The organism is Schlegelella aquatica, from assembly GCF_026013905.1.
In the GTDB taxonomy this organism is placed as follows: Bacteria; Pseudomonadota; Gammaproteobacteria; order Burkholderiales; family Burkholderiaceae_C; genus Caldimonas; species Caldimonas aquatica.
Window position 1 is genome coordinate 2,499,535 of sequence record NZ_CP110257.1, and the last position, 23,414, is coordinate 2,522,948.

22 protein-coding genes, 1 pseudogene and 1 riboswitch are annotated in these 23,414 nt (G+C 68.4%); of the genes and pseudogenes, 6 read left to right on the forward strand and 17 right to left on the reverse strand.

Annotated features, from left to right (window positions below; translation table 11 throughout):
* Positions 1-6: 6 nt before the first annotated feature.
* Positions 7-1,122 carry a DUF748 domain-containing protein gene (locus OMP39_RS11360; protein ID WP_264891837.1) on the forward strand — a complete coding sequence of 372 codons (1,116 nt, stop codon included), beginning with the start codon at positions 7-9 and terminating at the stop codon, positions 1,120-1,122.
* Positions 1,123-1,236: 114 nt separating this feature from the next.
* Here OMP39_RS11360 and OMP39_RS11365 read toward each other — a convergent pair whose 3' ends face one another.
* A complete protein-coding gene (locus OMP39_RS11365) occupies positions 1,237-1,662 on the reverse strand; it encodes a BLUF domain-containing protein (protein WP_264891838.1) in 426 nt (141 codons plus the stop codon).
* A 4-nt stretch (positions 1,663-1,666) separates the two neighbouring features.
* A complete protein-coding gene (folE, locus tag OMP39_RS11370) occupies positions 1,667-2,383 on the reverse strand; it encodes a GTP cyclohydrolase I (protein WP_264891839.1) in 717 nt (238 codons plus the stop codon).
* Between the two features lie 198 nt (positions 2,384-2,581).
* Between folE and OMP39_RS11375 the strand changes: the two genes are divergently transcribed.
* On the forward strand, positions 2,582-2,809 hold the full coding sequence (locus OMP39_RS11375) for a hypothetical protein (protein WP_264891840.1): 228 nt from the start codon (positions 2,582-2,584) through the stop codon (positions 2,807-2,809).
* Between the two features lie 138 nt (positions 2,810-2,947).
* Positions 2,948-3,139, forward strand: coding sequence for a hypothetical protein (locus tag OMP39_RS11380; RefSeq protein ID WP_264891841.1), 192 nt, complete (start codon positions 2,948-2,950; stop codon positions 3,137-3,139).
* A 13-nt stretch (positions 3,140-3,152) separates the two neighbouring features.
* Here the strand turns inward: OMP39_RS11380 and OMP39_RS11385 are convergent, their stop codons facing one another.
* Entirely contained in the window at positions 3,153-3,740 is a 588-nt protein-coding gene (locus tag OMP39_RS11385) for a hemerythrin domain-containing protein (RefSeq protein WP_264891842.1), read from the reverse strand.
* Positions 3,741-3,848: 108 nt separating this feature from the next.
* A riboswitch (yybP-ykoY riboswitch) is annotated at positions 3,849-4,037 on the forward strand.
* Between the two features lie 51 nt (positions 4,038-4,088).
* On the opposite strand from OMP39_RS11385, the gene OMP39_RS11390 reads away from it, so the two are divergent.
* Complete coding sequence (locus OMP39_RS11390) at positions 4,089-4,667, forward strand: TMEM165/GDT1 family protein (protein WP_264891843.1); 579 nt, start codon at positions 4,089-4,091, stop codon at positions 4,665-4,667.
* 162 nt (positions 4,668-4,829) lie between these two features.
* Here the strand turns inward: OMP39_RS11390 and OMP39_RS11395 are convergent.
* The 12 genes and pseudogenes from OMP39_RS11395 to pobA form a co-directional block, all read right to left on the reverse strand.
* Positions 4,830-5,510, reverse strand: a pseudogene (locus OMP39_RS11395) (carbonic anhydrase); the annotation flags it as partial.
* Between the two features lie 7 nt (positions 5,511-5,517).
* Complete coding sequence (locus OMP39_RS11400) at positions 5,518-6,291, reverse strand: peptidylprolyl isomerase (protein WP_264891844.1); 774 nt, start codon at positions 6,289-6,291, stop codon at positions 5,518-5,520.
* A gap of 11 nt (positions 6,292-6,302) precedes the next feature.
* The gene (gene narI, locus OMP39_RS11405) at positions 6,303-7,001 is read right to left on the reverse strand and encodes a respiratory nitrate reductase subunit gamma (RefSeq protein WP_264891845.1); all 699 of its coding nucleotides are present in this window, start codon (positions 6,999-7,001) and stop codon (positions 6,303-6,305) included.
* Position 7,002: 1 nt separating this feature from the next.
* Positions 7,003-7,719, reverse strand: a complete 717-nt coding sequence (narJ, locus tag OMP39_RS11410; RefSeq protein WP_264891846.1) for a nitrate reductase molybdenum cofactor assembly chaperone — start codon at positions 7,717-7,719, stop codon at positions 7,003-7,005.
* 10 nt (positions 7,720-7,729) lie between these two features.
* Complete coding sequence (locus tag OMP39_RS11415; protein WP_264891847.1) at positions 7,730-8,173, reverse strand: universal stress protein; 444 nt, start codon at positions 8,171-8,173, stop codon at positions 7,730-7,732.
* A gap of 30 nt (positions 8,174-8,203) precedes the next feature.
* Positions 8,204-9,727: a nitrate reductase subunit beta gene (gene narH, locus OMP39_RS11420; RefSeq protein ID WP_264891848.1), complete on the reverse strand. Its 1,524-nt coding sequence runs from the start codon at positions 9,725-9,727 to the stop codon at positions 8,204-8,206.
* A gap of 19 nt (positions 9,728-9,746) precedes the next feature.
* Positions 9,747-13,526, reverse strand: a complete 3,780-nt coding sequence (locus tag OMP39_RS11425; RefSeq protein ID WP_264891849.1) for a nitrate reductase subunit alpha — start codon at positions 13,524-13,526, stop codon at positions 9,747-9,749.
* A 25-nt stretch (positions 13,527-13,551) separates the two neighbouring features.
* Positions 13,552-14,937 carry a NarK family nitrate/nitrite MFS transporter gene (locus OMP39_RS11430; protein WP_264891850.1) on the reverse strand — a complete coding sequence of 462 codons (1,386 nt, stop codon included), beginning with the start codon at positions 14,935-14,937 and terminating at the stop codon, positions 13,552-13,554.
* A 26-nt stretch (positions 14,938-14,963) separates the two neighbouring features.
* Positions 14,964-16,244: an MFS transporter gene (locus tag OMP39_RS11435; RefSeq protein ID WP_264891851.1), complete on the reverse strand. Its 1,281-nt coding sequence runs from the start codon at positions 16,242-16,244 to the stop codon at positions 14,964-14,966.
* Between the two features lie 165 nt (positions 16,245-16,409).
* Positions 16,410-17,087: a response regulator gene (locus OMP39_RS11440; protein WP_264891852.1), complete on the reverse strand. Its 678-nt coding sequence runs from the start codon at positions 17,085-17,087 to the stop codon at positions 16,410-16,412.
* Positions 17,088-17,138: 51 nt separating this feature from the next.
* Positions 17,139-19,049, reverse strand: coding sequence for a type IV pili methyl-accepting chemotaxis transducer N-terminal domain-containing protein (locus tag OMP39_RS11445; protein ID WP_264891853.1), 1,911 nt, complete (start codon positions 19,047-19,049; stop codon positions 17,139-17,141).
* A gap of 159 nt (positions 19,050-19,208) precedes the next feature.
* Positions 19,209-20,390 (reverse strand): 4-hydroxybenzoate 3-monooxygenase, encoded by a 1,182-nt coding sequence (pobA, locus tag OMP39_RS11450; RefSeq protein WP_264891854.1) that lies wholly within the window; start codon positions 20,388-20,390, stop codon positions 19,209-19,211.
* A gap of 165 nt (positions 20,391-20,555) precedes the next feature.
* Between pobA and OMP39_RS11455 the strand changes: the two genes are divergently transcribed.
* Together OMP39_RS11455 and OMP39_RS11460 are read left to right on the forward strand one after the other, a co-directional pair.
* Positions 20,556-21,491: a helix-turn-helix domain-containing protein gene (locus OMP39_RS11455; RefSeq protein WP_264891855.1), complete on the forward strand. Its 936-nt coding sequence runs from the start codon at positions 20,556-20,558 to the stop codon at positions 21,489-21,491.
* Positions 21,492-21,634: 143 nt separating this feature from the next.
* Positions 21,635-21,889, forward strand: coding sequence for an acyl-CoA-binding protein (locus OMP39_RS11460; RefSeq protein WP_264891856.1), 255 nt, complete (start codon positions 21,635-21,637; stop codon positions 21,887-21,889).
* 23 nt (positions 21,890-21,912) lie between these two features.
* On the opposite strand, the gene OMP39_RS11465 is transcribed toward OMP39_RS11460, so the two are convergent.
* Both OMP39_RS11465 and OMP39_RS11470 read right to left on the reverse strand, forming a co-directional pair.
* Positions 21,913-22,263 (reverse strand): polyhydroxyalkanoic acid system family protein, encoded by a 351-nt coding sequence (locus OMP39_RS11465; protein WP_264891857.1) that lies wholly within the window; start codon positions 22,261-22,263, stop codon positions 21,913-21,915.
* A 26-nt stretch (positions 22,264-22,289) separates the two neighbouring features.
* Complete coding sequence (locus OMP39_RS11470) at positions 22,290-23,402, reverse strand: aminopeptidase (protein WP_264891858.1); 1,113 nt, start codon at positions 23,400-23,402, stop codon at positions 22,290-22,292.
* Positions 23,403-23,414: the final 12 nt, after the last annotated feature.

Here is a 23,414-nt window from a genome sequence, read left to right on the forward strand (position 1 = left end):
CCATCCGTGCCCTCTTCCCCTGCCGCTGCCTGCGCGCGCCGCCCACGGCTCGCGCGAGCGCTCCTGGGCTCGGCCGCGATCCTGGCCGTGCTCGGTGTGCTGTTGGCCGTCGGTTGGCGGCTGGCCGTGCGCGAACTGCACGACCAACTGCAGACGGCCCTCGGTCCGCGCAGCGAGGTGGGCGAGATCGTCGTCGGCTGGCAGGCCGTCGAGGTGCGGCATCTGCGCATCCGCGCGGCACGGCAGGGCCCGACGGCGTGGCCCGCCGAGGACGAGCTTCGCGCCGAGCGCGTGGTCGTGGTGCCGGATCTGCGCAGCCTGCTCAGCGCAACGGTGCGCATCCGCCGGGTCGAGATCGAGGACGGCTACGTGAGTCTGCTGCGCACCCGCGACGGCCGGCTGAAGGTACTGCCCGCCTTGCTCGACAGCGGGCGCACCGCCGGCGGGGCGCAGGGCCAGGCGGTGGCCGTGCACCTCGGTGAAGTGCGATGGGTGGGCGGCGCGTTGGAGTTCTTCGACGCATCGGTGCGCCGCCCTGCGCTCAAGCTGCGGCTGGAGCGACTGGATGCGCGCGTGGGCCCGCTCGACCTGCCGCGACTGGACAGCACCACCGGCCTGCGAATGGACGGCGTGCTCAAGGGCGTGCAGCGCGACGGTCGCGTCCATCTCAGCGGGGAGGCGGTCTTCGGAAGGCGCGAGGTGCGCTTGCATACCGACCTGCGCGGCGTCGATCTGGTCGCGCTGCAGCCCTACTTGCTCAAGGTGACCGAGGCAGGCGTCAAGCGGGGCAGCCTGGACCTGCGCATGCAGGCCACCGTGAGGCAGGAACGGCTGAACGCGCCCGGCCATGTCACGCTCACCGGGTTGGAGCTCAACGCTTCGGGCGGCGTGCTCGGCACCTTCGCCGGGGTGCCCCGGCAGGCGGTCGTGGCGGCCATGAGCAAGAACGGTCGCATCGACCTCGACTTCACACTCGAGGGCCGCCTGGACGACCCCGATTTCTCGCTCAACGAGAACGTCGCCACCAAGATCGCATCCGGGCTGGCCGAAAGCCTGGGCGTGAGCGTCGGGGGCGTCGTGCAGGGGGTGGGCGACGTCATCAAGGGGCTGTTCGGGCGCTGAGGCGGGCGCTGAGACGGGCGCTGGTCGCGGCACAGGCTCACCCCGCCCCCAGCCGGGGGAAGTGCCCGGCCGCGGCCGCCTGCGCTCCGGCACCCCGGCTCTGGCGCCTCGTCCTCAACAGCGCCCGATGATCGAGGCGGTGGCGATCAGTTCTTCGAGCAGCGCCAGCGAGGCCCGGCCCGACACCGCATAGGGGTCCAGCGTCGGCTTCTCCGAGTACTTGAGCAGCAGCGACGGGTTGACCTTCGAGAGGTTGACCTGACCCATCGTCCAGCCGGCGAAATGCCGCTCGCTGATCTCTTGGTAGTGGAGCAGGGTCACGTCGCGGTGGCGTGGATCGCGCACGATCTCGTTGTAGAGGTGGTTGACCGCCTCGCGGCCCCCTTCGAGCACCTGCATGAAGATGTCGCCGCTCCAGCACAGGATGCCGGTGATGCCCAGGGCGGGGTTGTGTTCGCGAGACTGCGCCAGGATGGATTCGATCACTTCCTGCGTGAGCGCCTCGGCGGCGCGGCTCGCGTAGAGCAGACGGATGAGCATGGCGTCAATCCCTTCGTTGGTTGAGCAGCGCGAGGAACTCCCGACGCAGGTTGGCGTCCTTGAGGAACGCGCCGCGCATGACACTGTTGACCATCTTGGAGCCCATGTCCTTGACGCCGCGCCACTGCATGCAGAAATGATCGGCCTCCATCACGATGGCCAGGCCGTCCGGTTGCATCTTCTCCTGCAGCAGATCGGCCACCTGCGTGACCGCTTCTTCCTGGATCTGGGGGCGGCTCATGATCCACTCGGCCAACCGCGCGTACTTCGACAGGCCGATGAGGTTGGAGTGCTCGTTCGGCATGACGCCGATCCACAGCTTGCCGATGATCGGGCAGAAGTGGTGCGAGCAGGCGCTGCGCACCGTCACCGGCCCGACGATCATCAGCTCGTTCAGACGCTCGACGTTGGGAAACTCGGTGACCGCCGGGATCTTGGCATAGCGTCCCTTGAACACCTCGTGCAGGTACATCTTGGCCACTCGCCGCGCCGTGTCCTGGGTGTTGTGGTCGCTCTCGGTGTCGATGACCAGGCTCTCCAGCACACCGGCGATCTTGCCCTGCACCTCGTCGAGCAGCTGCTCCAGCTCGCCCGGCCGGATGAAGTCGGAGATGTTGTCGTTGGCATGGAATCGGCGGTGCGCCGCCTTCAGGCGCTCACGAATGCGCACCGACACGGGCACGCCTTCATCGGCGGCAGAGTGGGGAGAGTGGGTCGTCATGGCAGGCAATCTCGTGTGGTTGCAAAGGATGCTAACCCATGGGGCCGGACGCTGCCGACCGCCCCGCCGGGGGGCCGGCGCCCCTTGGGAAGCGCCCCGCCCGGGCGCCGACGAACGCCGCGGCCCCGTGTGGGCATATGGTTTGCTCCACCCCTGCCGCTGGCGTCACCGACGCCCCCTGCACACCACGAGGACAACATGAGCAGCAATCACACCCTGGTGATCGGCAAGTACCGCATCTCGCCCCTGGTCAAGGCCCTGGACGACGGCACTTATCGCGCCTCCGTCTCGATCCGCTCCGGCCAAGGGCTGGCCAGCTGCGATCGCGTGATTCGCTTCACCGGCCGCTTCGAAAGCGCCGAGGCTGCGGCCCGCTACGCGCAGGAGCAGGCCATCCTCTGGACCCAGCAGCCGGTGGCCAGCTAGCCGCCCGGCTTGGCGCGGCGCCGCCCGGCCTGTAGGCGAACACTGACATCGCCGACAGGCATGCGCGAAGTGCGCATCGCGGCCCTCGTCGCTACGATGGTCTCCATCGCATCGATGACACGACGAGGAGCACACGTGATGAAAGAGCGCCAGGAGCAACGCCGGTGGATCGAACGGTGCGCCGCACGGCTGCGCGCCCGCATGGGAGCGCCCCGGGATGCGGTGCACGAATGGGCACGTGCCGCATGGCAGGCCTGCCAAGGCCGGCAATGCCCCGAACGCACGGCGGAAGCCCTGGCGGCCGCTTGCGCCGTCGACTACCGGCGCTGAAGCGCGGGCCCCTTCAGCGGCGTCGCCACCACGACGAGGTCATACGCCCGGCCCATTGGGTGCCGGCATGCCAGGCAGCGGTCGCCGCGCCGACCGCGCTCTCGGGCAGCGCTTGCCAGGCCGTGGCTCCCAGCTCGCCGGCGCGCTGGGCCGTCAGTTCGACCCGGCGTCGGGCCATTCGCAAACCCAGTTCGCCCAGCCGCTCGGGCAGCAGCCGTTCGGCGGCGGGCAGCAAGGTCGTCTCCTCATCGGCCACGTGGTGCAGCACGTCGCGCATCAAGTCGAGGAACGTCTTGTCGTAGTCGGGCTCGCTGGCCGCCATGCTGCGCAGGCGCGTGATGGCGAGCCGCATGTGGTCGTGCTCGGGGAAGCTCTTGGCGACCAATTCGGAGTCCGGGCCGAGCTCACGCATGGCCGGGTAGAAGATCTCCTCCTCGAGGTCCGCGTGGATCTCCACGGCGAGACACACATTGCGCACCAACGCCTGCTTGCGCTCGGCCGGCATGTCCGCGCGGAACTGATGGAAGGTGGCCAACGCATGCGCGTGGTCCGCTCGGATCTGCTCCGTGACGGACGGGGCGAGGGTGTGAAGGAGAGCCATGGCAGAAGACGTTTCGTGGGACCGCACCGCAAGCGGCATTCCGCGTTCAGCAAATGCCATGCCCGCGAGGCCCGTGGCTGAGCGCGCCGGCAAGGGGCTGGTACACTGCAGCCCGTCATTGGGGAGTAGCCGCCTCCTCGCCCCCCCTGGCGACGAGGAGCCTGCGTCAACATACTTGCTCGCCCGACATCCCCCCGAGCGCGGGCCGACCACGGCGGCCGCACCGAGGGCCGGGCAGGCATGGCGCAGGCGGTCCCGCGGACCTGGCAAGACCTTTGACCGCTCACGCACGGGATCGGGCCGGCGTGCGAGCGGTCGATCGTCTGCCACCGGCCCCGGACTGCTTGGATGGAATCTCTCATCGTCTCCACCGGTGTGGTGGCCCTCGCCGAAATCGGCGACAAGACCCAGCTGCTGTCGTTGCTGCTCGCGGCCCGGTTTCGCCGGCCCGCCCCGATCATCCTCGGCATCTTCGCTGCGACCCTCCTCAACCACGCCGGAGCGGGCGCGCTCGGAGCGTGGATCACGTCCTGGCTGGGGCCGCAATGGCTGCGCTGGGTGCTCGGCGTCTCGTTCCTCGTGATGGCGGTGTGGATGCTCGTTCCCGACAAGCTCGAAGCGGCCGAAGGCGCGGAGCGCCCGCGGTTCGGCGTGTTCGGCACCACCTTCCTCGCCTTCTTCCTCGCCGAGATGGGGGACAAGACCCAGATCGCCACCGTCGCCCTGGCGGCGCAGTTCGCCGCCTTCATCCCGGTGGTCGCGGGAACGACGCTCGGCATGATGATCGCCAACGTTCCGGCCGTGCTGCTCGGCGACCGCATGTCGCATCAGCTGCCGGTGCGCTTCATTCACGCCCTGGCGGCGCTGGTGATGGCGCTCCTCGGCGTGGCGACACTCCTGGGGTGGGGCGAGCGGTGGGGGCTATGACCGGGGACGGTCGCAACAGCCGCATCCCGCCCCTGAGGACGGCTCTCCATCACCAGCCGCTGAGGCGCCGCCTATTGGCTGCCCCGCGGCCCGGGGCGCTGCATCCGTCCGGGCCCCGCCCTCCGGCGCCTTGCCGACCGCCGCGCCCTCGGACAGCCCGGGGAGGTCGCCGTCGGAGGGGGGCGCCGGATACGGCCCGGTGCCGCTGTGAGGCGCCTGCGAGGCGGGCAGGAAGCGCCCGGAATGCACGTCGAACACGTACACCTCGCCCTCTTCGATCACGTAGTGCCAACCATGCAGGGCAAGACGCCGCTCGTCCACACGGCGGCTGACCATGGGGTAGCTCATCAGGCGCTCGAGTTGCAGCACGATGGCGCGCTGCTCGGTGCGCCTCAACACCTCCTGCCGCGGGCCATGGGCCTGCGGGTCCTCCAGGCACACCGGCAGCGCGGCCTCGCGGGCGAGTTCGAGCCATTCGTGCAGGTGCCGGGCTTCTTCCGGCACGCCCTCGTAGAGGGCACGCATGGCGCCGCAATGCGAATGCCCGCACACGACGATGTCGCGCACGCCGAGGTTGAGCACCGCGAACTCGATCGCGGCCGCCGTGCCGTGCCAGCCGTGCGCCCCGTCGTGAGGGGGCACGAGCGCGCCGACGTTGCGCACGATGAAGAGCTCCCCAGGCCCCGCGCCCGTCAGCATGTACGGCACGAGCCGTGAGTCGGAACAGCCGATGAAGAGCGTGGTCGGATGCTGCCCCTGCTCCACCAGCTCCTCGAAGCGCCGTTGGTAGTTCGGGAAGCTTTCGTCGTGGAAGCGGCGCAGCCGCACCAGCAGGTCGTCCATGTGGGTCTCACTGAACCAGGGGACTGGTCGCGCCGGCGAGTTCCACCCCCTCGAGCTCGGCCTCGGCAGCCAGGAGGCTCAGGTACTGGCGCAACGCCGTCGCGTAGCTCTGCTGCTGCAACGCCCGCGCGACGCCGGCGCGCACCTGCTCGTAGGGCAGCGTCTCGCCCGGCTCGCGGGCCAGCACCTCCACCACGTGCAAGCCGAAACGGCTGTGCACCAGGCGTGGCAGCACCCCCACTTCGGGCTGGCCGAACAAGGCCTGTGCGAACTCCGGCACGCAGTCGCCCCGCTCCAGCCATCCGAGCTCGCCGCCCGCGGCCCCGCTCGGGCAATTGGAATGGGCGGCCGCGGCCTCGGCGAACCGGGTGGGGTCGGTACGAACGTCCAGCAGCACCTGCTCCGCCTGCAAACGCAGTGCCTTCACGTCCACCCCGGGCACCACGGCGTACAGGATGTGGCGCGCATGCACCCGCTCGCCCTGGCGGAAGTGCGCCCGGTGGGCCTCGTAGTAGCGGCGGCAGGCCTCCTCGGAAGGCTCGGGCACCGTGAGCGTGTCGTCGAGCAAGCGCTCGATCGCGATGGAGGCTGCTTCCGTCGGCACCCCTTGCACAAGGGGCGGGTCATCGCGGTCCAGGTACCCTCGCGCCTGCGCCGCCTGGCGCAGCAACTCCGTGCACGCGCGCTGGCGCAACTCCTCCTGCGGCGGCGTTTCGCCGGCCTCGGCGATCGGCACCCCGTTCACGCGGGGCACGGCCGGCACATCGAGATCGATGCCCATGTCCGGCCCCTTCAGCGCGCGCCGGCCCGGCGGCTGCGCACCACCTGATACGGACGCAGCACATAGCCCACCGAGGCGAATCCGCTCCACACGTGCACGAGGCGGCTGAACGGGAAGATCGCGAACAGCGTCATGCCCATGAACATGTGCGCCTTGAAGAGCCTGGACACGCCTTGGAGGTGCGAGGCCGCATCGGGCTGGAAGGTCACGATGGACTGGGCCCAGTTCATCAGTTGCAGCATCGTGGCCCCGTCGCGGTGGGCGAGCGACAGCGGCAGCGTCGACAACCCGAGCAGCAGCGTGGCCAGGATCCAGAACTGCACGATGAAGTCCATCGGCCGCGAGGTGGCGCGGATGCGCGGGTCCGAGAGCCTGCGCACGACGAGCAGGAGCAGGCCCGCGAGGCACATGGCGCCCAGGATGCCGCCCACCACCACCGCCAGCACCTGCTTCTGAGCGGCGGTCACGCCCAGCGCGTTGAACACGGCCTTGGGTGTGAGCATGCCCACAAAGTGACCGAAGAACAAGCCGATGATGCCGATGTGAAAGAGGTTCGACCCCCAGCGCAGCATGCCGGTGCGCAACAGCTGGCTCGATTCGCTGCGCCACGTGTACTGCTCGCGATCGAAGCGCACCAGGCTGCCGAAAAGGAACACCGTCAGCGCGATGTACGGATAGATGCCAAAGAGGAAACGTTCGAAGGTGCTCATCTCAGCTCCCGGACACGAAGGAGGTGGAGGTGGTGCCGCCCTGGGGTGCGCGGCGGACGATATGGACAGGCTGGGCCTGCTCGGGGCGCGACTGGCCGCGCGACGAGCAGCCGCCAAAGGCTTCCGGCTCTTCCCAGGCGGCGTCCATCGGCTCGTCGGCGTAGGTGGCCCGGGCGCTCACGGCCGCCACCTCCTGGCCGCCCAGCTCGAGCGCAGCGGCGACGACCTCGGCATAGCGGCTCTTGCGCTGAACCAGGGCCCCGTGCAAGGCATTCAGGATGTGGCCGACCTCGGCAACGAAACCCCGCACGATCTCGGGAGGCTGGGTCGAGAGGAACTCCAACACCACCGGCAGGTAGTCGGGCAGTTCGTGGGCCTGCAGCTCGAGACCGGCTTGCGCGTACGTCGCGCGCAAGTCGACCATCGCCATGCCCCGGTCGCGCGACTCGCCGTGCACGTGCTCGAACAGGTGCAACGCCGTGGCGCGGCCGCGATCGAACAGCTCCACGTACGCCGCTTCGACCTCGTAGGGATCGGCCGCGGCGAGCTCCTCGACGAGCTCCAGCAACGCAGAGCGCCGGCGTGCCGCGAGCGCGGGTTCGGCGCGCAGTTGCGCGGCCAAGGCCGGCAGCGCCTCGCGCCACGCGGCATCGGGGTAGCACAGCAGCCTGGCGAGCACGCGCCATGTCAGCGGCTGTGCGGCAGTGCTTGTCTTCATGTCTTGTCCTTCAATGCAGCACCAAGAGCGGCAGCCGGCTGCGGGTCAGCACGCCTTTGGTATGCGATCCATGGAGCAGCTCGGACCAGCCATGCCGCCCGTGGGTGACCATCACGATCAGGTCGCAGCCTTCACGCTGGGCCGTCTCGACGATGGCCTCCTCCACCAACCCGGTGCACGCCGTGCGGCCCTGAAACGGGACGCCGGCGGCCCGCGCACGGGCCTCGAAGCCGGCGAGCACGTCGCGCGCATGTTCGGTGATGCGACGTTCGTGCTGCTCCAGGGTGTCGAGATACCGCACCGGCCGCTGCGCGGGCGGCGGCGGCGGCGCGGGCGGCTCGACGATGAAGCCGGTGATCGAGGCACCGAGCTTGCGTGCCAGCTCGATGCTCACCTGCATCGCGCGAGCCGCGATCTCGCTGCCGTCAACTGGAACGAGCAGATGCTGGAACATGGCCGCTCCTTTCCTGTGCGCCGCGGCGCGTCAGGCGCCCACCTTGATGGGGATGGTGCGCTTCTTTCCGTTGCCGAACAGGCTCGCTTCGCTGGCCCCGTCGGAGCACCCGTTGCCGAACGAGAAGCCGCAGCCGCCCTTCAGGTCGAAGGCGTTCTCGGCGTACTCGCGGTGCGTGGACGGAATGACGAAACGGTCCTCGTAGTTGGCGATCGCCATCGTCTGGTACATCTCACTCACCTCGTCCACCGTGAGGCCCACCTGCTCGAGGGCTGCCAGGTTCTCGCGGCCTTCGACGTGGCGGCCGCGCTGGTAGGCCCGCATCGCGAGCATGCGCTCCAAGGCGCGCACGACCGGGGCCGTATCACCGGCAGTCAACAGGTTCGCCAGGTACTTGACGGGGATGCGCAGTTCGCTGACGTCGGGGATCTCGCCGTTGATGCCGATCTGCCCGGCATGTGCGGCCGAGGTGATGGGCGACAGCGGCGGCACGTACCAGACCATCGGCAACGTGCGGTACTCCGGGTGCAGCGGCAGCGCGACCTTCCAGTCCACCGCCATCTTGTACACCGGGCTCTTCCTCGCGGCCTCCAACCAGGCCTCGGGGATGCCGTCGGCCCGCGCCTGCTCGATCACCTTCGGATCGTTCGGGTCCAGGAAGATGTCCAGCTGCGCCTGGTACAGATCGCGGTCATGCTCGGTGCTGGCCGCCTGTTCGATGCGGTCGGCATCGTAGAGCAGCACGCCCAGGTAGCGGATGCGACCGACGCACGTCTCAGAGCACACGGTGGGCTGGCCCGCCTCGATGCGGGGATAGCAGAAGATGCACTTCTCGGCCTTGCCCGTCTGCCAGTTGTAGTAGATCTTCTTGTAGGGGCAGCCCGAGACGCACATGCGCCAGCCGCGGCACTTGTCCTGGTCGATCAGGACGATGCCGTCTTCCTCACGCTTGTAGATGCTGCCGGAGGGACACGAGGCCACGCACGCCGGATTGAGGCAATGCTCGCACAGGCGCGGCAGGTACATCATGAAGGTGTTCTCGAACTGGCCGTAGATGTCCTTTTGCACCTCGTCGAAGTTCTTGTCCTTGCTGCGCTTGCTGAACTCGCCGCCCAGGATCTCCTCCCAGTTGGGGCCCCACTCGATCTTCTCCATCCGCTTGCCGGTGATGAGGCTGCGCGGCCGCGCCGTCGGCGACGCCCGCATCTCGGGGGCCGATTGCAGGTGGTCGTAGTCGAAGGTGAAGGGCTCGTAGTAGTCGTCGATCTGCGGCAGGTTGGGGTTGGCGAAGATGCGCATGAGCAGCTTCCACTTGCCGCCCTGCCGCGGCTCGATGCTGCCGTCGGCCTTGCGCACCCAGCCGCCGTTCCACTTGTCCTGGTTCTCCCACTCCTTGGGGTAGCCGATGCCGGGCTTGGTCTCGACGTTGTTGAACCAGGCGTACTCCATGCCGGGCCGGCTCGTCCACACGTTCTTGCAGGTGACCGAGCAGGTGTGGCAGCCGATGCACTTGTCCAGGTTCAGCACCATGCCGATCTGAGCACGTACTTTCATGTTCTGACTCCTTGTTCCCTCAGACCGCCCCGGTTGTCGCGACCGGCTCGTCGTCCATCCAGTCGATCTTCTTCATCTTGCGCACGACGACGAACTCGTCCCGGTTGGTGCCGATGGTCCCGTAGTAGTTGAAGCCGTAGGACAGCTGCGCGTAGCCGCCGATCATGTGGGTGGGCTTGAGCACCACGCGCGTCACGGAGTTGTGGATGCCGCCGCGCAAGCCGGTGATCTCGCTGCCCGGGGTGTTCACGATCTTCTCCTGGGCGTGGTACATCATCACCATGCCGGGGTTCACGCGCTGGCTCACCACGGCGCGCGCTGCGATCGCTCCGTTCGTGTTGAACAGCTCGATCCAGTCGTTGTCCTCGATGCCCGCGGCTTTGGCGTCCGCCTCGCTCAGCCACACTACCGGCCCGCCGCGATTGAGCGTGAGCATGATGAGGTTGTCGCTGTAGGTGGAGTGGATGCCCCACTTCTGGTGCGGTGTGATGAAGTTGAGCACCACCTCCTTCTCGCCGTTGGGCTTGCGTCCGATCACGTCGTGGATCGTCTTCAAGTCCACCGGCGGGCGGTACGCCACGAAGCCCTCGCCGAAGCTGCGCATCCAGGGATGGTCCTGGTAGAACTGCTGCCGGCCCGTCAGCGTGCGCCAGGGGATCAGCTCGTGCACGTTGGTGTAGCCGGCGTTGTAGCTGACCTTCTCGCTCTCCAGGCCGGACCAGGTCGGCGAGCTGATGATCTTGCGCGGCTGGGCCTGGATGTCGCGGAAGCGGATCTTCTCGTCTTCGCGGTGCAAGGCCAGGTGCGCATGCTCGCGGCCGGTGGCCTTGGACAAGGCCTCCCACGCCTTGACCGCGACGTGGCCGTTCGTCTCAGGCGCCAGCATCAGCACCACCTCGGCCGCGTCGATGTCGCTGTCGATGCGCGGGCGCCCTTGCGTGGGCCCCGGCTCGGTCACCGTACCGTTGAGCTCGGCCAACTCGCGCACCTCGTCCTGCGTGTTCCAGCCGATGCCCTTGCCGCCGTTGCCCAGCTTGTCCATCAGCGGACCCAGGGCCGTGAAGCGCTTGTAGGTGTTGGGGTAGTCGCGCTCGACGACGGTGATCTGCGGCGCGGTCTTGCCGGGGATCAGGTCGATCTCGCCCTTCTTCCACTCGGCCACACCGAACGGCTGCGCCAACTCGGCGGGGGTGTCGTGCATCAGCGGCGTGAGCACCACCTCCTTCTCGACGCCGAGATGGCCCACGCATACCTCGCTGAACTTCTTGGCGAAGCCCTTGTAGATCTCCCAGTCGCTGCGCGACTGCCACGCCGGGTCCACCGCGGTCGATAGCGGGTGGATGAACGGATGCATGTCGCTGGTGTTGAGGTCGTTCTTCTCGTACCAGGTGGCCGTGGGCAGCACGATGTCGGAGTACAGGCACGTCGTGCTCATGCGGAAGTCGAGCGTCACCAACAGGTCGAGCTTGCCTTGCGGTGCCCGGTCGTGCCACTTCACTTCCTGAGGCTTCGGCTCACCGCGGCCCAGTTCCTCGCCCTGCACGCCGTGGCTCGTGCCCAGCAAGTGCTTGAGGAAGTACTCGTGGCCCTTGCCGGAGGAACCGAGGATGTTGGAGCGCCAGACGAACATGTTGCGCGGCCAGTTGGCCGGATCGTCCGGGTCCTCGCAGCTCATCTGCAGCGCGCCGCTCTTGAGCGCCTGCACGACGTACTCCTTCGGGTCCATGTTGCGGGCCTGCGCGTCGCGCACCACCTGCAGCGGGTTGGTCTTGAGCTGCGGTGCAGAAGGCAGCCACCCCATGCGCTCGGCGCGCACGTTGTAGTCGATGATGCTGCCCGCGAAGCGCGCGCGGTCGGCTAGCGGCGAGAGGACCTCGTCCACGCCCAGGCGCTCGTAGCGCCATTGATCGGTGTGCGCGTAGAAGAAGCTGGTGGAGTTCTGCTGGCGCGGCGGGCGGATCCAGTCGAGCGCGAACGCCAGCGCCGTCCAGCCCGTTTGCGGCCGCAGCTTTTCCTGGCCCACGTAGTGCGCCCAGCCGCCGCCGCTTTGACCGATGCATCCGCACAGCATCAGCATGTTGATGATGCCGCGGTAGTTCATGTCGCTGTGGTACCAGTGGTTCATCGCCGCGCCGATGATCACCATGGACTTGCCGTGCGTCTTGTCGGCGTTGTCGGCGAACTCGCGCGCCACGCGAACCACCAGCTCGCGCTTGACACCGGTGATGCGCTCCTGCCAGGCGGGCGTGTAGGGCTTGTCGTCGTCGTAGCTCTCGGGGCAGTCGTCGCCCAAACCGCGGTCGATGCCGTAATGAGCGGCGAGCAGGTCGAACACCGTCGCCACGAGGGCTTCGCGCTGCTCACCTTCCTTGCCGAGAGTGATGCGCACGGCCGGCACCTTGCGCACCAGCACGTCGCTGCCTTGGTCGTTGGCCTGGAACTGGGGCGACGCGACCCCGCCGAAGTACGGGAAGCCGACATCGACCACCTCCGTGGCCTGCCGGCCCTCGAGCGCCGAGAGCTTGAGCTTCACGTCGTGCCCGTGGCGCGCCTCCTTCGCTTCGAGGTTCCACTTGCCTGCGTCGTCGCGCCCTTCCGGGCCCCAGCGAAAACCGATGCTGCCGTTGGGCAGCACGACCTTGCCCTGCTCGTCGAAGGCCACCGTCTTCCACTCGGGGTTGTTCTGCTGGCCCAGCTTGCCGTTGAAGTCGCTGGCGCGCACGTAGCGGCCGGCCACGAGCACGCGCCGACCGTCGGCAAGCGTCTGCTCCTCCAGCTGCACGAGCATCGGCAAATCGGTATAACGGCGCGCGTAGTCGTCGAAGTACGCCGACTTGTTCTGGAAGTAGAACTCCTTGAGGATGACGTGACCCATCGCCATCGCCATCGCGGCGTCGGTGCCTTGCTTGGGGTGCAGCCACAGGTCCGCCAGCTTGCTGACCTCGGCATAGTCCGGCGTGACGGCCACCGTCTTGGCGCCCTTGTAGCGCACCTCGGTGAAGAAGTGGGCGTCTGGCGTGCGCGTCTGCGGCACGTTGGAGCCCCAGGCGATGATGTAGGTGGAGTTGTACCAGTCGGCCGACTCCGGCACGTCGGTCTGCTCGCCCCAGGTCTGCGGGCTGGACGGCGGCAGATCGCAGTACCAGTCGTAGAAGCTCATGCACACGCCGCCGATGAGCGACAGGTACCGAGAGCCGGCCGCGTACGACACCATCGACATGGCCGGAATCGGCGAGAAGCCGATGATGCGGTCCGGGCCGTACTTCTTGATCGTGTAGGCGTTGGCCGCGGCCACGATCTCGTTGACCTCGTCCCAGCTGGAGCGCACGAAGCCGCCCAACCCGCGCTTGCTCTGGTAGTCACGGCGCTTGGCGTCGTCCTCGACGATGCTCGCCCACGCGTCGACGGGCCCCAGCACCGCGCGCGCCGCCCGCCAGTGCTTGAGCAGCCGCCCGCGCACCATCGGGTACTTCACGCGGTTGGCGCTGTAGAGGTACCAACTGTAGCTCCCGCCGCGGGCGCAGCCGCGCGGCTCGTGGTTGGGCAGGTCGGGCCGGGTGCGCGGGTAGTCGGTCTGCTGCGTCTCCCACGTCACGATCCCGCCCTTGACGTGGATCTTCCACGAGCACGAGCCGGTGCAGTTGACGCCGTGCGTCGAACGCACCACCTTGTCGTGCTGCCAGCGGTGGCGATAGCCGTCCTCCCAACTGCGGTCTTCGCCGGTGGTCACGCCGTGGCCGTCGGCAAACCGCTCCTTGGGCTGCGAGAAGAAGGTCAGTCGGTCCAGAAAGTGGCTCATGGGGAATCCTTGCTTGTCTTTATGGTCAGCACGGCATCGGTGCGTTCTTGCGGCTGTAGTACCACCACGTGATCAGCACGCAGGTGATGTAGAAGCCGATGAAGAGGTACAGCGCTGCCTCCGGGCCGCCGGTCATCGCGATCGAGGTGCCGTAGCTCTTGGGGATGAAGAAGCCGCCGTAGGCGCCGATCGCGGAACTGAACCCCAGCACGGCGGCGCCTTCCTTGTTGGCGTCGCGCACGGCCTGTTCCTGCGCGGCGGGCCCCTTGCCGGCCGCCTCCCGCGTGCGCTCGGTGAGGAAGATCACCGGGATCATGCGGAACGTCGAGCCATTGCCCACGCCCGAAGCGGCGAACAGCAACAAGAAGGAGATCAGGAACAGCGTGAAGTTGCCGCCCTGCCCGCCCTTGGGCAGGAAGGCGAGCACCGCCAGCACCCCGAGACCCATCACGATGAACGTCCAGAACGTCACGCGGGCGCCACCCAGCTTGTCGGCCAGCCAGCCGCCCACCGGGCGGATCAGCGCACCGACCAGCGGGCCCAGCCAGGCGTACGACAGCGCGTTCACGCCCGGGAACTGGCTCTTGATGAGCAGCGGGAAGCCCGCCGAGTAGCCGATGAAGCTGCCGAAGGTGCCGATGTAGAGCCAGCACATCAGCCAGTTGTGCTTGCGCTTGAAGATCACCGCCTGGTCCGCGAAGCTGGCCTTCGCCTCGGACAGATCGTTCATGCCGAACCATGCGGCCAACGCAGACACGGCGATGAACGGCACCCAGATGTACCCGGCGTTCTGCAGCCACATGAGCGTCTGCGTGCCTGCCTTCTCCACGATCTGAGGCTGGCCGCCGAGCGAGCCGAACACCCCGGCGGTGATCACGAGCGGCACGACGAACTGCACCAGCGACACGCCCAGGTTGCCCAGGCCGGCGTTGAGGCCCAGCGCCGTGCCCTTCTGCGCTTTCGGGAAGAAGAAGCTGATGTTGCTCATGCTCGAGGCGAAGTTGCCCCCGCCGAAGCCGCAGAGCAGCGCCAGCAGCACGAACACCTCGTAGGGCGTCTCCGGGTTCTGCACTGCCAGGCCGATACCGATGGACGGCAGCAGGAGCGAGGCCGTGGAGATGGCCGTCCACCGCCGCCCACCGAAGATCGGCACTGCGAACGAGTAGAAGATGCGCAGGGTCGCGCCGCACAGGGCCGGCAGCGAGGCCAGCCAGAAGAGCTGGTTGGTCGAGAACCGGAAACCGACCGCGGGCAGGTTGACCACCACCACCGACCAGACCATCCAGACCGCGAACGCGAGCGTGAGCGCGGGGATGGACAGCCACAGGTTGCGTTGGGCGACGGCGCGCCCCTCTTTGGACCAGAACGCCGGGTCCTCCGGGTTCCAGTGACGAATGACATGCGAAGCCATGGAAACGCTCCTTCGAAGATCGGGGCTCAGGCCCGCGCCGGTGCCGTGCCGGCCTCGGGGCCCATCACACGGGTGCGCCGCACCTCGGTGAAGTACATCCAGATGAGAGACACCCACACCACGCCGTACAGCAGCATGAAGGCGCTCGAACGGATGCCGGTGATGTCCAGCAGTGCGCCGAACATGATGGGCAGGATGAAGCCGCCCAGCCCGCCGGCCAGCCCGACGATGCCCGAGATCGCACCGATGTTCTTCGGGTAGTCGTCGGCGATGTACTTGAATACGCTCGCCTTGCCGAACGCCCACGCGATGCCGAGCACGAACATCAAGACGGTGAAGGCGTACACGTTGAGACCGATGTGGAAGGTCTTCGGGCCTTCGAGCGTGAGGATGGTGAAGTCGGTTTGCGGGTAGCTCAGCAGGAACAGGCAGATCCAGCTCACCCACATCACCCACCACGTGACGGCATGGGCGCCGTACTTGTCGGACAGCCAGCCGCCGATCGCACGCAGCACGCCGCCGGGCAACGAGAAGCACGCGGCCAGCAGCGCCGCGACACGGATGTCGAGTCCGTACTCGCCGACGTAGTACTGCACCATCCACAACGACAGCGCCACGTAGCCGCCGAAGACGATGCTGTAGTACTGGCAGTACTTGAGGACCGTCGGGTCCTTCAGCGCCTTGAGCTGGTCCACGAAGCGCACGTTGCTGGGCACGAGGTGGGCGGGGTCGTGGTAGCTGAAGATCCAGAACAGGATCAGGGTGCCGAGCATCACTGCCGCGTACACCTGAGGCACCATCGTCCAGCCGAACGCCACCACCAGCGCCGGCGCCACGAACTTGTTGACGGCGGCCCCGGAGTTGCCTGCTCCATACACGCCCATCGCAAAGCCTTGCCGCTCCTTCGGGAACCAGCGGGCCACGTAAGGCGTGCCCACCGAGAACGAGCCGCCGGCCAGGCCAACGAACAGGCCGATCACGATGAAGTGCCAGAACTCGGTGGCATACGACATCATCCAGATGGCCGGGACGGTGGCAGCCATGAGGATGGCCATCACGATGCGACCGCCGTAGCGGTCGGTCCAGATGCCCAGCGGCACGCGCACGAGCGAGCCGGTGAGAACGGGCGTGGCCGTGAGCAGGCCGAACTCGGTGGCGTTGAGGTTGAGCGTCTTCTTCAGCGGGATGCCGATGACGCCGAACATCATCCACACCATGAAGCAGACGGTGAACGCGAGCGTGCTGACGATGAGCACCGACACGGCCTGGCGCCGGCGGGCGTCACTCGCGACAGGGGTTGCGGCCATCGTGTTTTCCTTCTTTCAAACGATGGCTCCACTGTAGGAAGAGCGCGCCTGCGCGAACATTCTCCGCTTGGGTCGAACGCTTGCTTCCAAAGAACGACAGGGCCCGCGGGCCCTGTCGTTCGAAAGAACTACACCGGCCGCTTTCGCGCCGGTGTTTGCGCTGCCTCAAGCCAGGCCGCGCCCGCTCGCATACACGGCGGCCTGCACCCGCGAGGTGAGGTTGAGCTTGCGCAGGATGCGCTGCACGTGGATCTTGACGGTCGTCTCGGCGATGCCGAGGGTGCGCGCGATCTCCTTGTTGCTCGCACCGCGCGCGATCTCGCGCAGGATCTCCGTCTCCCGCGGCGAGAGCCCTCCGTGGCCAGCGTCGGACTCGGGCTCCTCCGCTTCCTCGGCTTGTGCGGGGCTGGCGGTCGCACTGCGGAAGGCTGCAATGAGCTTTTCGGTCATCTCGGGGCTCACCACCGACTCGCCGCGCATCGCACGCCGGATGCCGTCGATGAGCATCTCGCCCTCGACCGTCTTGAGCAGGTAACCGGCCGCACCGGCCTTGAGCGCGGCCGCCAGATCGGCCCCATCCTCGCTCACCGTGAGCACGATGATGCGGCAGCCGGGATGCACCTCGCGCAGGCCGGGGATCGCGTCGACGCCACGCACGCCGGGCAGGTGGTTGTCGAGCAGCATCACGTCGGGGCGCAGCTCGGCCAGCAGGCGCTGCGCCTCTCCTGCATCGCCGGCTTGGCCCACCACCTGCAACGTGGGCTCCTGCGCCAGCAAGGCGGCCAGGCCGCGGCGGAACAGGTTGTGATCGTCCACCAGGAGGATGCGGATCGGCGCGTTCATGGGCAAGCGATCGGAAGTCCGGACGGAAGTGTGCGAAGCCTCACGATACCGTCACGACACCGCCTCCGGCAAGGTGCGCGCCTGCTCGGCCGCCGCCGTGCGCGGCGGCAGCGTCAGCAGCACCGAGGTGCCCTGCCCGGGCGCGGACTGGATCTCGATCGTCGCGCCGATGCGTGCCGCCCGTTCGCGCATGATCGCCAGTCCGACGTGGGTGGAGTCCGGCGCGCCCGAGCGGGCATCGAATCCCTTGCCGTCGTCGCGGATGCGACAGCGCCACACCGGCCACTGGTCCACCTCCACCCAGGCATGCGTCGCCTGGGCATGTTTGCGCACGTTGGACAAAGCCTCCTGCACCACGTGCAGCACCTGGATCTGCACGTCCGCGTCCAGCGGCAGCCCCGGCCCGCGCACCTCTAGGCTGGCCCCGATACCGGTCTGATGTTCGAACTTCTGCAAAGTCGTGCGCAGGGCCACCTCGATGTCGTCCGCGTGCGCGCGGGTGCGAAAGTGCAGCAGCAGCTCCCGCACGTCGGCATTGCTCTCGCGGATGCCCATCTCGATCTCGCCGAGCACGCGCTCGATGCCCTCGGCGTCGGCGCGCGCCACGGCCTGCCGCAGCAACGGCACTTGCAGCTTCAAGAAGGCGAGCGACTGCGCGATCGAGTCGTGCAGCTCGCGCGCGAGCAAAGCGCGCTCCTCGGCGATGGCCGACTCGCGCTCGATCGCGGCTGCGCGCAGGGCTTCCATCGCGCCGGCCAGGTGCTGGCCCATGGCCTCGTACAGGCCGCGCTCGTCTTCGGCCAGCACCACGTCCCCGCGATAGAACAGGTCGATCTCGCCCAGCGTGCGCTGGTGGGTGCGCACCGGCACCGTCACCAGGGTTCGGTAGCCGGCCTGCTCGCAATGCGGCAGCGCGGGGCCGGAGCGCGCTTCGCGGATCGGGATCACCCGCACCGGGGCGGCGTCGTCGCTCGTGCCGCAGTGGCACTGGCCGGCCACCAGGCACCGCTCGGCCTCGGCCATCGGCTCGGGCAGGCAGTCGTTGCCGGCCATCACGAAGCGTTGGCGGCTCGCATCGCTCCAGCGCACGGCCACGGCATCGGCCTTCGCGACGGTGCGCACCTTCTTCGCAAAGCCTTGCATCAGCGCCTCGATGGAGGTCGCCGACGACACGAAGCTCGAGATCTCGTACAGCGCCGAGAGCCGCTCGCGTTTCACCTCGAGCCGCGCGGTCTTCTCGCGCACCTTGTCCTCGAGGTCGCCGTATGCCTGCCCCAACTGCTCGGCCATGAGGTTGAAGCCCCGCGCCAGGTCGCCGAACTCGTCCTGCGTGCGGGCCTCGATGCGCTCGGAGAAGTCGCCTTGCGCCAGGCGCTGCAAGCCCCGTTGCAGGCGGGCCAGAGGCTCCAGCACGAGCAGGTAGCCGGTGTACATGAGCGCGATCGCGCTGGCGAGCGCGAGCCCCATGATCGCGAACTGGACCACGTGGAGCAGTGCCGTCCAGCGCGACAGATGGTGCTCGATCGACGAGACGAAATCGTCGACGAGGATCACGAACGCGTCGGCCTCGTCCAGCACGCGCCCGCCGTCGGGGCGGGCCGGCCCGAGCCAGCGGGCACGCAGTTCCTTCCAGCGGTCCTGCACCGCCAGGAAGCGCAGGTGGACCTCCCCGTCGCGCGGCACGAACAGCGGTCGGCGCGGGTCGTCGTGCTCCAGCAGGTCCAACCCGCGCTCGAAGCGCTCGGCCTGGGCCTGCAGGTCGGCCGGCGACGCATGGGGCAAGGCCAGCGCGAGCCGGTAGCTCATCATCCTCAGCCGCCCGGCTTCGTTGACCGCGGCCGCGCCGCCTTCGAGCTGCCAGCTCACCCACAGCGTCAGCCCCGTCGAGCCCAGAGCCAGGACCAGAAAGGTGATGCCCACGACGAACAGCTTCGTCGAGAGCTTCCAGCGAAAGAATCCCATGCGCGCTCCACGTCCCCGGTCGTCGCCGCCGCGGCCCAGCCCAACCGGGCCGGCACGGCGAACGCATCCCCGCCCGGCGGGGCTCCGGGTCAGGGGCATCGTAGGCGGCGCACATCAGGGCGACCTTGACGTTCGTCAAGGTCGGACCCTGGGCGGGATTCAGTCCTCGAAGGGAAGTCCGACATAGTTCTCGGCCAGCGACGTCGACGCCGCCTCCGAGTGCACGAGGTAGTCCAGTTCGGCCTCCTGGATCTTCTGCCCGAACTCCCCATGCTCGGGAAAGCGGTGCAAGAGGCTGGTCATGTACCAGGAGAAGCGCTCGGCCTTCCAGATGCGGCGCAGGGCTTTCTGCGAATAGTGGTCCAGGCCGGCGCTGCTGCCCTCCCGGTAGTGTTCGATCAGGGCGCGCGAGAGATAACGCACGTCCGACGCGGCCAGGTTGAGCCCCTTGGCGCCGGTGGGCGGCACGATGTGGGCCGCATCGCCGGCCAGGAACAGCCGCCCGAAGCGCATCGGCTCGGCGACGAAGCTGCGCAGCGGCGCGATGCTCTTCTCGATCGACGGCCCGGTCACCAGCCGCTCCGCGGCCACCGGGTCCAGCCGGGCGCGCAGCTCGTCCCAGAACCGCTCGTCACTCCAGTCCTCCACCTTCTCGGTGAGCGGCACCTGCACGTAATGCCGGCTGCGCGTGGGCGAGCGCATGCTGCACAGGGCGAAGCCGCGTTCGTGATGGGTGTAGATCAGCTCGTCGGACACCGGCGGGGTGTCCGAGAGGATGCCCAGCCATCCGAAGGGGTAGACCCGCTCGTACGTCTTGATCGCCTGCGCCGGCACGCTCGCCCGGCACACGCCGTGAAAGCCGTCGCATCCCGCGATGAAGTCGCACTCGATCTCGTGCGTGCGGCCGTCCTTCTCGTAGCGCACCCGCGGCCGCGCGCCGTCGAAATCGTGGATGCTGACGTGGGCCGCCTCGTACACCGTGGGCAAGCCCTCGGCCTCGCGCGCGTCCATGAGGTCGTGCGTGATTTCCGTCTGGCCGTACACCATCACCGACTTGCCGCCGGTGAGCCGGTGCATGTCGATGCGGTGGCGCTCGCCCTTGAAGGCCAGCTCGATGCCGTGGTGCACCAGCCCCTCGCGGTGCATGCGCGCCCCCACCCCGGCCTCGTCCAGAAGGTCCTGGGCGATCTGCTCGATGATCCCCGCCCTGATGCGGGCCAGCACGTACTCCTTGCTGCGCTGCTCGAGGATGAGGTTGTCGATGCCCGCCTTGTACAACAGCTGCCCCAGCAGCAGCCCCGAGGGTCCGGAGCCGATGATGGCCACCTGCACCTTCTTCATGGCATGTCTCCTTGTCTTGTATCAACGAGATTAGGCGGCTGCGGCCCGCGTGCAAATAGACGGAAAACACAAAGGCTTGGACAATCGGAACATTCGTGCGACAGGTGGCGCCCGAGGTCGGGCGCCCGCTGCCGCGCCGGGGGCACCCGCCCCGCCCGTCCCGCCATGAAGTCCGTTCCCACCTACGCGCTGTACGGGGAGCATGAGCAGCCGCTCATCCCGGAGAACCTGCATCTGGAGTCGATCGCAGAGCGCAGCCGTCTGTACGACTGGGAGATCCGACCCCATCGGCACGACGTGTTCGTGCAGTTGCTATGTCTGGGCGCCGGTGACGGCGAGGCGGTGTTCGAGGACCGGCGGCTGCCCTTCGCCGCGCCGTGCGTGATCTTCGTGCCGGCCCTGGTCGTGCATGGCTTTCGTTTCTCGCGCGACGTCGACGGGGTGATCCTGACCGTCGTGCAGCAGCAAGTCGACGCGCTGCTGCAAGCCACCCCGGGCCTGGCCGAGCGGCTGGCCCATCCGGCCTGCCTGCAGTTTCCACGCGAGGCCGACCGCCTCTGGTTCGAGCCCGTCCGCCAGCAACTGGGCGTGCTGGCGCAGGAACTCGCCGGCGATGCCCCCTGGCGCCTGACCGCGCTGGCCGCCTGCCTCACCCAGTTGCTCGTGCGGGTGGGCCGCGCGGCCGAGCATGCCGCCGGGCAAGCCGCAGGCGGCTCGGGCCGGGGCCTGCAGCACGCCCGGCGCTTTCGCGCCCTGCTGGAGCGGCACTACCGCGAGGAGCGCCGGATTCCCTGGTATGCCGAGCAGCTGGGCCTCACGCCGACCCAGCTCAACCGCATCTGCCGCGGCGTGCTCGGCACCTCCGCCCTGGGGGCCTTGCACGGGCGGCTGCTGCTGCAGGCGCGGCGCGATCTGGCCTACACCTTGCTGAGCGTCAAGGAGATCGCGCTGTCGCTCGGTTTCTCGGATGCCGCGTACTTCACCCGCTTCTTCACGCGGGCCACAGGCCTGGCCCCCACCGAATTCCGCGCCGCCGCCCGGCGGCAGTGGGGCGCCCCGGCGCCGGAGAGCGCGAACGACCGCCCTCACCGCGTCGAGTGAACGCGCGGCTGCGAACACCCGCGGCGGCGTCGGGTTCACCGCCCGCCGCCACAAAGGGTGTAGCATTGCCGCACGAACGTTCGTACGAAAAGCACTTCGGCTCTGCCGGTGCCTTCTTCCACCCTTCGTCGCCACAGCCTGCCATGTCCGACCTCCAAGCCCGTTTCGAACAAGCCGTCGCCGAGTCCAAGTCGCTGCCCGAAAAGCCGGACAACATGACGCTGCTGAAGATCTACGCCCTGTACAAGCAGGCGACCGCCGGGGACGTGCAGGGCGAGCGCCCCGGCTTCACCGACTTCGTCGGCCGCGCCAAGTACGACGCCTGGGAAGCGCTCAAGGGCCGCACCCGTGAGCAGGCGATGCAGGACTACATCGACCTCATCGAGTCCCTGAAGTGATCTGAGCGCCGGCGCCGGCAGCCTCAGCCTTCCTTCTTCGCCCGGCGCTCGGCCTCGGCCCGTGACGCCTCCAGCCGCGGCGCCTCGCGCGCCAGCAGCACGTCGAGGTTCTTCTCCACCTCGGTCTCGATGCGCTTGCGAAAGCCCGCGAGCAGCGTGCCGAGCTTGACGTACAGCTCGAAGCGGTCGCCGGCCACGGTGAGCGTCCCCTCCACCCCGGGGCGGGCGAAGCGGATGCAGTCGGCCTCGGTGCCTTGCTCGACGCGGCAGCTCATCCCGAACTGCTCCTCGGCATCCTCGGCCCATTTCGCCGCGAGCTCACGCGCCCGGGGCAACCCCAGCCGGTGTTCGCGTCGAATCGAGATCTCGCTCATCGCCTTCCCTCCGCCCGCCGGCTGCATCATCGCGCCGGCGCCGCCGCCACGCTGGGCATCGCCAGGGCCGCACGGCGTTCGTCCTGCGGCGCTTGTGCCAAGCGCCTCACCGCCGCGTAGAAGCGCTCGAAGTCGCGCCCCTCGGCCACGAACAGCCGCTCGAACCCGGGCACCAGCTCGTTGTAGGCCCCCAGCACGCCCAGCGCCGCGTTGTTGGCACGCTCGAACCACCCATCGTAGCCCGAATGCCCGCCCCAGCGCTCGGCCTTCATCCGCTCGTGTTCGGCGCGCATCTGGGCGAACAGGGCGGCCTTGCGGCTGCGTTTGTCCGTCTCGGGCAGGGGGCTCGCATACAGCGCCCGCAGTTGGTCCCGGTAGCGCATCGTGAGCGCGCGGAAATCCTGCCGCCGCGCGTCGTAGGCCGCATACTCGGCGCGCGCCTCGGCGCTGGCTTGGCTCGCCATCCAGCGCTCGATGCCCAGGCGCTCCACGGCGGTGGCGAACGACTCGTTGAAAGTCGTGTCGCCGGACGCATACGCCACCTGGTGCGCCAGTTCGTGGAAGATCATCCGCGCCAGTTCGCCTTCGGGGTAGTGGATGAAGGTGTTGAGCAGCGGATCGTCGAACCACCCCAGCGTCGAGTAGGCCGGCACGCCATAGACCATCACCTCGTAGCCTTCGGCCTGCAGCGCCTTGGCTTCGGCGAGGGCCGCCTCCCGATCGAAGTAGCCGCGGTAGCCCACGCAGCCGACCACCGGGAAGCACCAGGTCTTGAGCTGCAGGCTCAGGGGCGGTGCCGCCACCACGTTCCACACCGCGGCCGCTCGCTTGAGGTCGGCATAGCGGCGGTAGCTGCCGTTGTCCGGCAGCTTCAGCTCCCGGCTGGCGAAGTCGCGGATGCGCTGGCTGAGCGCCAGGCGCTCGCGCAGCTGCTGCGGCGTGGCGGCATCGTCGAGCCACAGCGGCACGGGTTTGGCCTCGTGCAGGAGGGCGAAATGCCCGCGCACCGACTGCGCCAAGTACCCCACGCTGCCACAGCCGGCCAGCCCGACCAGGGTCGCACTGGCGGCCACCAGCACGGCCGCCCACCCGAGGCGGCGCCACCGGCGGCGGGCAGCAGCGGGTCGGCTCGGCTCCATGTGCATCCGTCG